The organism is Rufibacter ruber (genome assembly GCF_001647275.1).
GTDB lineage: Bacteria > Bacteroidota > Bacteroidia > Cytophagales > Hymenobacteraceae > Nibribacter > Nibribacter ruber_C.
Genome location: NZ_LRMM01000092.1, coordinates 1 through 14548, shown reverse-complemented (window position 1 = coordinate 14548; position 14548 = coordinate 1). Strand labels below are relative to the sequence as shown.

The window sequence follows — 14548 nt, the reverse complement described above, 5'->3', positions numbered from 1 at the left end:
CTCCTGTTTTCGCTGTTTTCAAAAAACAGGCCGAAAACAGGAACGGGGCTGTTGCTCCCCAAAGAAGGAGGAAGAGCAGAGGGGGCCTTTCAGCAGGTAGTAACTACATTCGTTTTAGCAATAGCTACAGAATTGCTACAAACCAATCAGCACAAAAGTAGATATTGCTCTCTGAAAGAAACCTGCACCTTTAAAGCCTCCTATGGTAGACCTTAGGGCCCCGGCAGAACATTTTTTGATCATAAATCTAAACCCAGATATGAAAGTACGAAAGACTCTCCCTTCTTTGCTGCTCGTTGCTTGTTTTGGTGTGGGCGTGGCCAACACCCTTTTAGGATGTACCACTAATTCCAACACCAAGGCAGAGGGAACTGCCACGGCAGAATCAGAAAGCGCAACGGGTGCGGTGCCTAAGCCAGCTTCCTTTGGTAAACTGCAAGACGGTACCGAAATCTTTCTCTACACCCTCTCCAATAAAAACAAAGCCCAGGCTTCTTTCACCAACTTTGGGGGACGGCTGGTGAGCCTCCTGGTGCCTGATAAAAACGGCAAGCTGACAGATGTGGTGGTGGGTATGCCAAGCGTGAAGGAATACGAAGTCACTACAGAACCTTATTTTGGGGCCACCATTGGCCGCTACGGTAACCGCATTGCCAACGGAAAATTCACCCTGGACGGGAAAGAATACGCCCTCTCTGTAAACAATGGCCCCAACACCCTGCACGGTGGTAAAAAGGGATTCCAGAATGTAGTGTGGGAGGCCCGGCAGCCCAATGCCCAGACGGTTGAGCTCACCTACTTGTCAAAAGACGGGGAGGAGGGGTTTCCGGGTAACCTCAAAACCAAGGTGACCTACACCCTTACAGATAATAATGAACTGAAAATGGACTACGAAGCCACCACTGACAAGGCAACCGTGGTCAATCTTACCAACCACGCCTTCTTTAACCTGAACGGCGAGGGGAGCGGTGATATTCTGGGGCACCAGCTGCAGATTCATGCAGATTCTTACATACCGGTGAACAACAACCTGATCCCCTTCGGGAAGATAGAACCCGTGGCGGGAACACCATTTGATTTCTCTAAGCCAACCCCAATTGGGGAGCGTATCAACGTGCCCAACCAGCAGCTCAAGAATGGAAAGGGCTATGACCATAACTATGTGTTGGGGGCTAACCCTGGTAAAAAAATGAACAAGGCTGCCACGGTGGTGGGCGATAAAAGCGGCATTGTCATGGAAGTCCTGACCCAGGAACCGGGTTTGCAATTTTATTCAGGGAACTTCATGAAAGGCAAGAACACCTTCAAAGGCGGCGCTAAAGATGACTTTAGAACAGCCTTCTGTCTGGAGACCCAGCATTTCCCTGATTCGCCCAACCAGCCAGCCTATCCCTCAACCGTGCTGAGACCAGGGGAGGTGTACGAGACCGGCAGTGTGTATAAATTCAGTGTGCAGAAATAGAGATTATACCTGCAAGCCCCGTAAGATTTGAATTGATGTCTGTTTTTGTGTTGAATTTAAATGACAAGCCAAAACAGACTGCTATCTGCAGAAACAGTCAATCCTCTTATGGGTGCCTGCCTAAAACCCCATGTTTATAAGGGGCCGAGCTGTTGAAAAAAGCTCCTGCCATACGTAATTGATATGAAGAAACTACTCCCCCTTTTCGGCCTGGCGTGCTTATTGTTAACGGGCTGTGCCGAAAAAAATATCCAAACCGCAACCTCAACGGCCAGCCAGCCCCAGCCAGTTAACGCCACCACCAGATCTGTGGCATATACCAACCCGGTGCTGCCTGGTGACTTCGCAGACCCGTCGGTGGTGCGCGTGGGTGATGACTACTGGGCTACGGCCACATCTTCTGAGTGGGCACCGCTCTTCCCGCTGTTGCACTCCAAGAACCTGGTAGACTGGGAAACGGTAGGGCACGTATTCCCTGAAAAATCCCCGGCCTGGGCCGAAGCCCATTTCTGGGCCCCTGAAATCTCGTATGAGAACGGCAAGTACTACATCTACTACACGGCCAAGAAAAAGGGCGGCAACCTGTGCGTGGGCGTGGCCAGCGCCACCAACCCCAAAGGCCCCTACACCGACCATGGGCCGCTGGTGTGCCAGGAAGTAGGCTCCATTGACGGTTTCCCCATTCGGGACGAAAAAGGCGACCTATACCTTATCTGGAAGGAAGACGGCAACAGCAGAAGATTGCCCACGCCGCTCTGGGGCCAGCGCATGAACGAAGAGCGCACCGGCCTCACCGGCGAGAAGTTTGAGCTGTTCCGCAATGACCCTGGCACGTGGGAAGGCGGCTTGGTGGAAGGTCCGGCCCTTGTCAGGAAAAATGGCTACTACTACATGTTCTACGCCGGTGACAAATGCTGCGGCCGGGAGTGTACGTACGGCGTGGGTGTGGCCCGGGCCAAGAACCTGCGCGGCCCATGGGAGAAATACGCCAAAAACCCCATTATGCAGCAGAACGACGCCTGGAAATGCGCCGGGCACGGCACCGTGGTCTCAGACCAGAACGGCCGTGATTTCTTCCTGTACCATGCCTATACCACCGGCACGTTTGTCTATCCCGGTCGCCAAGGCCTGCTGGATGAAATCTTCTGGAACCAGGACGGCTGGCCGTATTTCAAAGGCAGCGTGCCCAGCGTCTCCAGTGTAGTGCCGTACAGCAAAAATGCCCCGCAGGTATTTGACGTGAATGACGAATTCAAAGCGTCTACGTTGGCCCCAAGCTGGCAATGGTCAGTGACGCAGGCCCCGCCGTTCCAGGTGCGTAGCGCCAACAACGGGCAATTGGTGTTGAAAGCCCATCCTGAGGCCATTGGCAGCATGCTGGGCCAGCGCACCAAAACCGGGAACTACACGGCCACTGCCGCGCTTGACGTAACCAGTCTGCCCAAAGGTACCATGGCCGGGCTTTCCGCCTTTGGCGACCCCAATAACTCAGTGGGCATTGGCGTGCAGGACGGCAATGTGGTGGTATGGCAGGTGAAACGCAAACAAGCCACTGACGTAGCCCGCGTGCCCGCACCGCAAGCCAAAACCTTGCAGTTCAAGGTAGAGGTGCAAGATGGGAACAAACTGAGCTTCAGCTTTAGCCCAGACGGCCAGAAATGGACCACCCCAGGCAACGCCCAACCCATAGACGGTTCGTTCCTGCCGCCATGGGACCGGGGCGTGCGCGTTGGGTTGAGCGCCAAAGGCCCCGCCGGAGCCACCGCCGCCTTTGATTGGTTTAAACTGACCCACAGCAGCAAGTAACCTTGGTTTCCGTTTCCGGGCTGTTTTTCAGAAAACAGCCCGAAAACAGAAGATGAAGAGACTGGCCGCTGGCGCGGGAGAAATGCGCTATAGTTAAATTTTAAGGTTTTCCGCCGCGGCGGAAGAACATTCAACCGTTTTTTACATGTTCAAAAGAAACAAATACTTAGTGGTGGCCTTCGGGTTGTTGCTGGCAAGCCCGGCGTGCCAGGGCCAGACATCGGCGCCCGCGGCCAAAGCCAAAACTTCTGCCCCGGCCCAAGGAGCCACCAGCCAAGGCGGTCAATATAAAAATCCGCTGAACGTCAAGTTTGGCGACCCGTACGTGCTGTATGACAAAGCCAGCAAACTGTACTATATGTACGGCACCGGCGGTGGCGCTAAAAAGGGCTTCGCTACGTATTCCTCGCCAGACCTGGTGAACTGGAAGAACGAGGGGCAGGTGTTTTACGGCAACACGCCCGGTTCCTGGGACGTGAAGAACTTCTGGGCCCCGGAGGTTTACGAAGTGAAAGGCAAGTACTACATGTTTTACAGCGCCGACTGGCGGCACAACCCCACCAATGAACTGGAGAACTTCCGGATTGGCGTGGCCGTGTCCGACAAACCCACCGGGCCGTTCAAGAACATCTCAGACAAGCCGCTCTTTGACCCCGGTTACCCCATTATTGACGCCAACGTGTACTTTGAGCCCAACGGCAAAATGTACCTCTACTACTCACGCTGCTGCTACAAACACCCGGTAGAGAGCGAAGTGGCCACCTGGGCGAAGAAAACCGGCCTGTACCAAGAGATTGAGGAAAGCTGGATTTATGGTGTAGAGCTGAAACCTGACTTCAGCGGTGTGATTGGCGAACCGGTGCTGTTGCTGCGCCCGCCCGTGAAAATGAATGATGCCCAGAGCGAGTGGGAAAGCCGCTCGGTGACCTCCAAAGAAGTGAACCGCCGCTGGACCGAGGGCTCTTACACCTTCAAACACGGGGACCAGTATTACATGATGTACTCGGCTAACCACTTTGGGGGTGAAAACTACGCGGTAGGCTACGCTACGGCTAAAAGTCCGCTGGGGCCGTTCAAGAAAGCGACCAACAACCCCATCCTGGAGAAAAACACGGGCAAAGGCGGTGACGTGACGGGCACCGGCCACAACAGCATTGCGTTTGCCCCAGACGGGAAAATGTTCTGCGTGTACCACGGCCGCACCAAAGCCACCGGTGACGAGCGCGTGGTGTTCATTGACCCCATGCAAATCACCAAAGACGGCAAACTGGTAGTGGAAGGCCCCAGCACCACACCTAAGCCGTTGCCTTTGAGCAAAAAGTAGAGACGTTGCAACCGTCTCAGTAGAAGGCGAACAGTTACAGGTAATACGCAGGGGAAGAGCTTCCACTATGAAGGAGCCTGTCTCTTCTGAAAATTATAGGAGTGTTTGTAGACTGAAAGGCACCCATTTAGATGGGTGCTTTTCTTTATGGTGCAAATTGTCTCAAAGTTGTGCCCTTTCTGTATCTGGCTGCTGGCTTTTAAAGACCAGGTGACAAAATTTACAAGGAGGAGGTTAATTTGAAGCTATCATTGCTGTTGGATAGTAAGAACGGGAATAGGCGTAGAGCAACGAACTCTGGAGAAATAACCACAAAACAGAGGAGGAGACAGCTTTCGCTGTTTTTGACCTGTTTTTCAGAAAACAGGTCAAAAACGCTTTTCCCCTTACCTCATTGTACAACCTCTCCTCAACGTAATGTCAACGACAAAAATGGTAAGATTGCTTGTAGTGTTTGTCTTAGTGTGTGCCTTGGCTGCCAACCAGGTAGCAGCCCAGAAGTTCACATTCAAAGAATGGGAGAACCCCGAACTGGTGGAACTGAACAAAGAGAAACCGGTGGCCACGTTCCTGCCGTTCGCCAATGAGAAAGACGCCATTACTGACAAGGCCGAAAAATCACCGTACTACAAAAGCCTGAACGGCACCTGGAAATTCAACTACGTGGCCCGTCCTGCCGACCGGCCCAAGGATTTCTTCCAACCCAACTTCAACGCCTCCAAGTGGAACGACATCAAAGTGCCGTCTAACTGGGAACTGGAAGGCTTCGGGATTCCTATTTACGCCAACGTGATTTACCCGTTCCCGGCCAACCCGCCGTTCATTCCGCATGACAACAACCCTGTGGGCTCTTATCGCACTACGTTCACCGTGCCGGCCGACTGGAAAGAGAAAGACATTTTCCTGAACTTCGGGTCTATCACGGGCATGGCCTATGTGTGGCTCAACGGCCAGGAGGTAGGTTTTTCCAAAGTATCTAAGTCTCCGGCTACGTTCCATATCAACCAATACCTAAAAGCGGGCGAGAACGTGCTGGCGGTGCAGGTGCTGCGCTGGCATGACGGCAGTTACCTGGAAGACCAGGATTTCTGGCGCCTCACCGGCATTGAGCGTGATGTCTCTTTGGTGGCCCGTCACCCCGCCCGCATCGTGGATTTTGAGGTGAACGCTAACCTTACGCCTGACTACAAAGCCGGTACGCTTAAGCCTTGGTTTCTGGTACAAACGCCATCGGCTAAAGGCCAGTACACCGTGAATTTGAAAGTGCTGGACGCCGCCGGGAAAACCGTAAAACATCTGCAAAAGACGTTTACGCCTACCGGCAATGAGACCAAAGTTGAGTTCGGGCAGGAAGTGTTGAAAGGCGTGAAGCAATGGTCTTCTGAATACCCTAACTTGTACTCGTTTACAGCCAGTTTGCAAGGCACGCCAGAAGTGATAGGCACCCAGATTGGCTTTAGGCGCTCTGAAATTAAAGGCGGGCAGTTGCTGGTGAACGGCGTGGCCATTTACGTGAAAGGCGTGAACCGCCATGAACATGACGAGTTCCTGGGTCACGTGCCCACCGAGGAAATGATGCTCAAAGACATCAAGCTCATGAAGCTGTTCAACATCAATACCGTGCGCAACTCACATTACCCCAATGACGAGCGCTGGTACAAACTCTGCAACCAGTACGGTCTTTATCTGGTGGACGAGGCCAACATTGAAACCCACGGCATGGGCGCGCACTACCAACGCAATTATGACACCATTCCGCACCCGGCCTACCGCAAAGACTGGGTGAACGCCCACAATGACCGCATCAACCGCATGCTGGAGCGCGACAAGAACCACCCGGCCATTATTCTCTGGAGCATGGGAAACGAGTGCGGCAACGGCCAGGTATTCAAAGATGCCCACAAGTACATCAACAAACGCGACCCCAGCCGCCCGGTCATGTTTGAGCAAGCCTGGAAACATGAGAACACAGACATTGTCGCGCCTATGTACCCTTCCATTGAAATCATGAAGGAGTACGCCAGCAAACCGCAGACCCGTCCGTTCATTATGTGTGAGTACTCGCACGCCATGGGCAACAGCAGCGGTAACTTCAAGGAGTACTGGGACATTATCTATTCATCAAAGCACATGCAGGGCGGCTGTATCTGGGACTGGGTAGATCAGGGCTTCCGGCAGAAAGATCCCTATGGCCGCGAGTACTGGGCCTACGGCGGAGATTTGGGCAGCCACAACGTGCGCAGCGACGAGAACTTCTGCGCCAACGGCCTGGTAGACGCCAGCCGCAATCCGCACCCCGGTCTGTACGAGGTAAAGAAATATTACTCTTACATCTTGTTCCCGGCATTTGACCAGAAAACCAAGAAGCTGACGGTCAAAAACCTGCACGACTTTACCAACCTAAATGAGTATGACCTGAAGTGGGAATTGCTGGAAAACGGGAAAGCCGTGAAAACCGGAACCCTCTCTATGAACCTGGCCGCCCGCCAGGACGGCACCGCCACCTTGGCCCTGCCGAATGCATTGGACAACTCTAAAGAATATTTGCTGAACGTGTTTGCCGTCACCAGAAACGAGCGGCCCATGGTACCCGCCGGGCACGAGGTAGCGCGCCACCAGTTCAGCCTGTCAGATGAGAAAAGCTATTTTGAGCAAGTGGCCAAAAATACACCCAAAGGGAAAGTAACCCAGGAGAAAAAAGGGAACATGCTTACCGTTTCTACCGGTGATTTTGCGTTGGTGTTTAATACCAAAAAAGGCGAACTGGTAAGCTACACCAAGAAAGGCGAAGCCGTTCTGGAGAAGATGCCGGAGCCGTACTTCTGGCGCGCGCCCACCGACAATGACTGGGGCAACCACATGCAGGAGTGGGGCGGTATTTGGCGCTCGGCCCATAAAAACCTGCCCTTGAAAAGATTTGACGTTGACGAGAAAAACGACCAAATTATTGTCAGACTCACGCACCAACTCAACTTCTCTGATGCTGAATATTCAGTGTTCTACACGCTTCGGCCAGATGGTTCCCTCAAAGTAGAATCTGCCGTGCAGTTGGGTGACAACAAGTTCCCCGAGATGCCCCGCTTTGGTATGCGTTTTGACGTGAACAAACAGTACCAGAACTTTGAGTATTACGGCCGCGGCCCCTGGGAGAACTATGAAGACCGCAAACATGCGGCACACATTGGCGTGTACCAGGACAAAGTGCAGAACCAGTACGTGAAATATATTCGGCCGCAGGCCAACGGCAACCGCACTGACGGCCGCTGGCTCAAACTCACCAATGGCAACGGCAAAGGCGTACTGGTGGAAGGCCTGCAACCGTTGAGCTTTTCGGCCATGCCGTACTATGACGAAGACTTTGACCCGGGCAACACCAAGAAAAACCAGCACATCAATGACGTGGTAGAGCGGCCGCTGGTGAACGTTCATGTTGATTTCAAACAGCGTGGCGTGGGTGGCGACAACAGTTGGGGCCGTCCGCCGCATGACCCGTACCGGTTGCTGGGCAAGAGCTACGCGTACGGCTACATTATCAGGCCGCTGTAAGAATGAATAAAATAACCTGTTATTAACTAGGTCTTTAGGTTGGCTGAACCTATTAAACCTTTGCGCTATTTAGGCATCTTAGGGAAAGCCGATTTTCTGTTTTCGGGCTGTTTTCTGAAAAACAGCGAAAACAGAAAATGAAATACGGCAGCTGACGATAGACGCAAATCTGTACATCACCTTTATCAAATGTGTCCTCTTGAACGGAGCTTGTGGGCGAGCTTCTGAAAAAAAACTCTTATGAAATATAAAAACTACACGCTGGCGTTGTTGGCCTGCCTCATGCTTAGTCTTGGGGTACAGGCGCAGAACAAGGCCAGGAAACCCAACATCGTGCTCATTTTCATTGATGACATGGGCTGGAAAGACGCCGGGTTCACGGGCAGCGATTTCTACCAGACGCCGCACCTGAACGCACTGGCCAAGCAGGGCATGGTGTTCACCAACGCCTACGCCGCCGCCGGAAACTGCGCCCCCAGCCGTGCCTGTTTGATTTCGGGCAATTACACACCGCGCCACGGCATTTATGCGGTCTATAACTCTAAGCGCGGGCCGGTAGAGAAAATGCGGCTGGAGCCCATTCCCAACACCAATGCGCTGGCGCCCAACATGTATACCCTCGCCGAGGGCCTCCGCGACGCGGGCTACAAAACGGCCATGTTTGGCAAGTGGCATCTGGGCGGAAAAGAAGGCACGCTGCCTAAAGACCAGGGCTTTGACGTAGACGGTTCGTTTGAGCCGCCCAGCCAGGAAGAATTTGAGCAAAACAATGACCCCAAAGGCATCTACAAAATTACCAATGGGGCCATCCAATTCATGGAGGAAAACAAGAACCGTCCGTTCTTCATCTATGTCTCGCACCACGCCACGCACATGGCCATTCAGGCCCGCGACGAGATGTACGCCAAGATGAAGGGCAAAAAAGGCACCTACCAAAGCCACGAAAAATACGGCGCCATGAACGCGCAGATGGACGATGGCGTAGGCTTGCTGCTTAAGAAAATGAAAGACCTGGGCCTGGAGGAAAACACATTGGTCATCTTCACCTCAGACAACGGCGCCTTGCCGCAATCACCGGCAGACCCGCTGCGCGGTTTCAAAGGCATGTACTATGAAGGGGGCATCCGTGTGCCGTTCATCGCGCGCTGGCCCGGCGTTATCAAACCCGGCACCCAGAATGAGACGCCCATCATCAACGTAGACCTGTTCCCCACGTTCCTGGACGCGGCCGGTTTCACCAAGCCCAAAGCCAAAACCCTGGACGGCGAGAGCCTGGTCAAACTCTTCAAAGGCGGAAATGCCTTGCAGCGGTCCTCTATCTTCTGGCACTTCCCCGGGTACCTGGACAAACCAGACCCCGGCTCCCGCGACAATGACTTCCGGGCCCGCCCGGTAACCACCATCCGGAAAGGCGACTGGAAACTGCATCTGTTCCATGAGGAATGGGTTTTAGACGGTGGCCAAAGCAAAATAGCCAGTAACAACAGCGTAGAGCTCTACAACCTCAGGCAAGACATTGGCGAGAAGAACAACCTGGCCAGCAAGCAGCCTGCCAAACGAGATGAACTGGTGGCCGACTTGCTTAAATGGGTAAAGGCCACCGACGCGAAAATCCCGCAGGAAAAGAACCCGCTCTTTGGCCAAGCTCCCGCCCCCGGCGGAAAAAAGAAGAAGCAAAAAGAAGACGAGGATTGATTCCTGTTTTCGGCCTGTTTTGGCCAAAACAGGCGAAAACGGAAACTTAGTGAAGGAATTAAAATCTAAGAGTTGTAGCGTAGTTGTGCTTGCTACCCCAGATGTAATTGGCCGTGTTCGGTAATCAGGATTTCTAATCCGGAAGAGCCAAGACGTAACGTAGCTGTTCGGGATTTCTTCGTAGCTGCGTAGCTGTTCAGGATTTCCGTAGCTGTTCGGGATTTGTAATCCCGAACCATTCTGTCGGGGATTTCTAATCCCCGTGGCGCACCAGTTGGTAAATAGCAGGCGCGGGGATTGGAAATCCCCGGCAGTGTACTTCCGGATTAGAAATCCGGAAGAGCGGATCCTGAAGAGCAAGAGAACAGGAAGAATGCTGCGCTAGCTACACCAGCTGTTCGGGATTTGTAATCCCGAACTAAGTAACTGGGGATTTGTAATCCCCGCATTTAACAAGGCGGGAGGACGGAAAACGGGGATTGGAAATCCACGAAGTAGAAACTTCCGGATTAGAAATCCGGAAGAGCCAAGATAAATCCGGAAGAGCCAAGATGAGAAAGCCGAAACTGGAATTTCCGTTTTGGGGCTGATTTTCTGAAAACAGGCTAAAAACGGCCGCTCTTAGCACATTAGAAAACAACTACACCTTCCGCCCGCGGGCGGAAGAATAACAAATAAAACCCCGCGTACCGTACATGAGAATTTTGAAACGAAGCGTAGCCCTTCTACTAGTAGGGGCACTTTTTTCCGCGCAGGCGGTAGGGCTGGCCAGGAAACCATCGGCGGTGCCGAAAAAGCAGCCCAACATCATCTTCATCTTAACAGATGATTTAGGGTATGGTGACTTGGGCGTGCTGTTCCAGAAACAGCGCCAGAAGAAGAACGACCGCAGCGAACCTTGGGCCTTTACGCCCAACCTGGATAGAATGGCCAACCAGGGCGCTATTCTCAACAGCCACTATGCCGCCGCGCCGGTGTGTGCGCCGTCCCGGGCGTCTTTTCTGCTGGGGCAGAGCCAGGGGCACGCCAACGTGCGCGACAACCAGTTTGACAAAGCCCTGGACAACAACCACACCATTGCCAGCCTGCTCAAGCAAGTGGGCTACGTAACGGCCACCTTCGGGAAATGGGGCTTGCAGGGGCAGCGCGAGAAATGGACCGCCCACCCGCTGGACCGTGGCTTTGACTACTACTACGGCTACATGCGCCACGGCGACGGCCATGAGCATTACCCGGTAGAGGGCGTATACCGCGGCCCCAAAGAAGTCTATGAAAACCGCCAGGAAATTTCTGCCGGCTTAAACAAATGCTACACCGCCGACCTCTGGACCGCCAAAACCAAGCAGTGGATTATTGACCACACCAAGAGCAAAGGCAAAGAGAATCCGTTCTTTATTTACCTGGCCTATGACACGCCACACGCGGTGCTGGAACTGCCCACACAGGAATATCCTGCCGGAGGTGGATTAAAAGGCGGTCTGCAATGGACGGGTAAGCCGGGGCAGATGATCAACACCGCCTCGGGCACCGTAGACTCCTGGATTCATCCAGACTACGCCAAGGCAACCTATGACCATGACAAAAATGCGGCAACCCCAGAGGTGTCCTGGCCCAACGTGTACCAGCGGTACGCCACCTCGGTGCGCCGCATAGATGACGCCGTGGGCGATTTGCTGCAACTGCTCAAAGACCTGAAACTAGATGAGAACACGCTGGTGGTCTTCACCTCAGACAACGGCCCCAGCCTGGAGTCTTATCTGGAAAAGGTAAAGAATGACCCTGATTTTTTCAACAGTTTCGGGCCGTTTGACGGGGTGAAACGTGATGTGTTGGAAGGCGGCGTGCGCATGCGGCGCTGGCCTGGTGGCCAGGTAAAATCCCTGCGAACCACGTGATGAAAACACCCAACGCCAGCCATGACTGGTTCACCACGTTTGCCGCCGCCGCCGGGGTACCCGCCCCCGCCAAAGCCGATGGCGTATCCTTGTTGCCCGGCCTGACCAAGAGCGGGATGCAGCCCAAAAGCCTGGTGTACGTGGAGTACTTCAACAACGGCAAGTCGCCAGATTTTGCGGAGTTTCACCCCAGCCACCGCAGCAAGAAACGCAACCAGATGCAGCTCATCAGGCTAGATGATTTGGTGGGTGTACGCTATGATATTCAGGGGCACGCAGATGACTTTGAGATTTACAACGTGGAGAAAGACCCGCAGCAGACCAAGAACCTGGCCAAAGAACCCGGCATGGACAAACTGCAGCAGCAGATGAAAGACAAGGTCTTGCAGGTGCGCATGCCAGACGCGCAAGCCGCTAGACCGTATGACAATGAACTGGTGCCGGCGGTAGCCGTGGCCAACACCAAACCGGGGCTTGCCTGGAAAGCCTTTAACGGCAACTTTGGGTGGGTGCCGCAGGTGGTGAACCTCACGCCTTCGGCCGAAGGCCAGGCCGCCAAGCCAGATGCGGCAGTTGCCAAAGACAAGAACAAAGGCGCGCTCTATTTTGAGGGGTATCTGAAAGTGCCCGCAGACGGCACTTATATGTTTACTCTCACCACCCACAAGGGCGCGGTGCTGCGCCTGCACGAGGCGCTGGTCATTGACGCCGATTATGGGTATGCCGCCAATTCAGAAAAACAGGGCAAAATCAACTTGAAAGCGGGGCTGCATCCTATTAAGCTGTACAGTCTGAAAGGTACCACCGCCCAACCCCAGCTTGTCCTGCAGTGGGAAGGGCCGGGAGTTGCCAAGGCGCAGATTCCGGCTTCGGCCTTTGTTAGAGACAGCCAATAAATAGCATATCGGCGTAGCCGAAAAAATGCTTCTGTTTTCGGTCTGATTTCTGAAAAACAGGCTGAAAACAGAAGCACTTCCTTTTATATTAGAACGGGGACATGGCTTTTTTCTTTAGTACTCCTCTTCATGCCCCCAGTAAAGATGACCCGGAAATGTCCTGCTCCGCAACGTGGCGGTGCCCATCTTTTACAGCTAGGTGCCTGTACAGACGGAAGCTCTTTTTGCAAGCTATTTCAACATTACACGTTGTACGGCATTACGCGTAGTGCGGCTGCTTTCCTGTTTTGGGGCTGTTTTCTGAAAAATAGCGCCAAAACAGAAAAGCTTTTTCTGGTAACAGGAGCCTCACGCTATGTGGCATAGTATGCCGTTTCGCTATAGCTTTTTATACCAGGGAAGATGTGCTTTCCAAACCTGAAAGCAGACGGCTAAAAAAAAGTGGTACCACCTTTTGGCAGTACCACCTATTCAACGGTTTAAAGGGGCATCAGCAGATTAGAAACCCGTATTGGTGACACTGCCGTAGCCAGTTTGGTTGCTGGCCGGAGTGGTTGTGGTTGTAGCGGCCGGGGTAGTAGGGGTAGTAGGGGCTGCAGGGGTGGTACGGCTACCGGTTACATACTTTTTTCTCCCGGGCTGCTTGCCGTTCTTTTTGTTGTTGTTGAGCAAAGCCAACACCGCTGCGCCCGCCGCCAGGGCCAATACACTTGTTTTTACCGGGTTAGTGACCGCGCGGGTGTACAGGCTGGTTTTCATGACATAGCCTTTGTGGTTGCCGCGTACATTGCCTGCCGTAGAAGGCTGGTGCAGAGAGCCTTCTCTGTTCACGGGCTGGCCATCTTCTACCTGCTCCTGTGACATTACCTTTGAGCTTACCCAGTCCATCATGCCCGGGAAACGCTTGTTGAGGGCGCTCATGACTTTTCCGCCGCCGCCCACCATGATGTCACGGTACGGAGTGGTAGCCGCCGTAAGGATAGCATGGGCTACTTCCTCTGGCGTATAGACTGGCGCGGGCAAGGTGAGCGCTTTGCCCGTATAGTTCTTGGCGTGCTCAGGGAACGGCGTATCAATGCCGGCTGGCTTGATCAGGGTTACTGAGACCGGGGCTTTGTCTTCCATCAGTTCAATGCGCAGGGCATCTGTGAAGCCCTTCACGGCGTGTTTGCTGGCGGCATACATGCCCTGTAACGGCAAAGAAATATCTGAAACCTCGCTGCCCAGGTTGATAATGGCACCGCCTTTGTTTCTCAAATGCCTGGCGGCGGCTAGGGAACCGTAAACCACACCCCAGTAGTTGGTGTCAAACAGACGGCGGCTGTCTTCATCAGAGACCTCGTCTAAACGGCCGTAGATAGAGCCGCCGGCATCGTTTACCCAGGTGTCAAAGCCCCCAAACTCCTGCATGGCCACGTCTACAATCCATTGAACCTCCTCTTTGTGCCCTACATCGGCCACGCAGTGGAAAGCCTGCCCGCCCTCGTTCCTGATTTCCTGCTCTATTTCTATCAAGGCTTCCCGGTTACGCGCGGCCAAGACTACTTTGGCTCCTTTCCGGGCGGCCGCTTTGGCAGTGGCCAGGCCTATTCCGCTGGATGCGCCCGTGATCACTATTACCTGCTCTTTAAGGGGTTTTAATTTAACTGTCATGCTCTTCAAATTAATTTAATACTTGTTTTCAAGATGTTAGCAGCTTTTTCTTACGGGGTGTATCTGCAGAAGATTCAGTATTACTACCTGTTGGGGCCAGAACCTGAAGAATAAGAGAGACGGCGAAGGAAGGGTGAAGCAGGTAGGGCCTGCGGTAATACGTTTCAAGCAGAAGCTAAAAACAAGGAAACCTCTGATGGAGATGCACTAGGGGGCTACACTCCTGTTCTGTTGTGAACTGGTCGAAAGTACAGGCTCGTAAACGGTTGAA

The 14548-nt window shown here is 53.4% G+C and carries 9 protein-coding genes; 8 read left to right on the top strand and 1 reads right to left on the bottom strand.

The annotated features are described in order from the left end of the window. The 8 genes from A8O25_RS23585 to A8O25_RS23575 all read left to right on the top strand — a co-directional run. The coding region (locus A8O25_RS23585; protein WP_206598724.1) for a hypothetical protein at window positions 1–216 on the top strand (216 nt) is incomplete at its 5' end. Between the two features lie 43 nt (window positions 217–259). Continuing rightward, window positions 260–1462 (top strand): aldose epimerase family protein, encoded by a 1203-nt coding sequence (locus A8O25_RS20635; RefSeq protein WP_066839272.1) that lies wholly within the window; start codon window positions 260–262, stop codon window positions 1460–1462. 183 nt (window positions 1463–1645) lie between these two features. Beyond that, entirely contained in the window at window positions 1646–3268 is a 1623-nt protein-coding gene (locus tag A8O25_RS20630; protein ID WP_082893802.1) for a family 43 glycosylhydrolase, read from the top strand. Between the two features lie 145 nt (window positions 3269–3413). Beyond that, window positions 3414–4592: a glycoside hydrolase family 43 protein gene (locus tag A8O25_RS20625; RefSeq protein WP_066839270.1), complete on the top strand. Its 1179-nt coding sequence runs from the start codon at window positions 3414–3416 to the stop codon at window positions 4590–4592. A gap of 432 nt (window positions 4593–5024) precedes the next feature. Beyond that, entirely contained in the window at window positions 5025–8138 is a 3114-nt protein-coding gene (gene lacZ, locus A8O25_RS20620) for a beta-galactosidase, LacZ type (protein WP_066839268.1), read from the top strand. 240 nt (window positions 8139–8378) lie between these two features. Beyond that, complete coding sequence (locus A8O25_RS20615) at window positions 8379–9833, top strand: sulfatase (protein WP_074988004.1); 1455 nt, start codon at window positions 8379–8381, stop codon at window positions 9831–9833. A 695-nt stretch (window positions 9834–10528) separates the two neighbouring features. Then, on the top strand, window positions 10529–11728 hold the full coding sequence (locus A8O25_RS23580; protein WP_206598723.1) for a sulfatase-like hydrolase/transferase: 1200 nt from the start codon (window positions 10529–10531) through the stop codon (window positions 11726–11728). Continuing rightward, on the top strand, window positions 11728–12624 hold the full coding sequence (locus A8O25_RS23575) for a PA14 domain-containing protein (RefSeq protein WP_241499108.1): 897 nt from the start codon (window positions 11728–11730) through the stop codon (window positions 12622–12624). The genes A8O25_RS23580 and A8O25_RS23575 overlap by 1 nt, the downstream gene beginning before the upstream one ends. A gap of 498 nt (window positions 12625–13122) precedes the next feature. Here A8O25_RS23575 and A8O25_RS20605 read toward each other — a convergent pair whose 3' ends face one another. Then, window positions 13123–14277 (bottom strand): SDR family oxidoreductase, encoded by a 1155-nt coding sequence (locus tag A8O25_RS20605; protein WP_066839266.1) that lies wholly within the window; start codon window positions 14275–14277, stop codon window positions 13123–13125. Window positions 14278–14548: the final 271 nt, after the last annotated feature.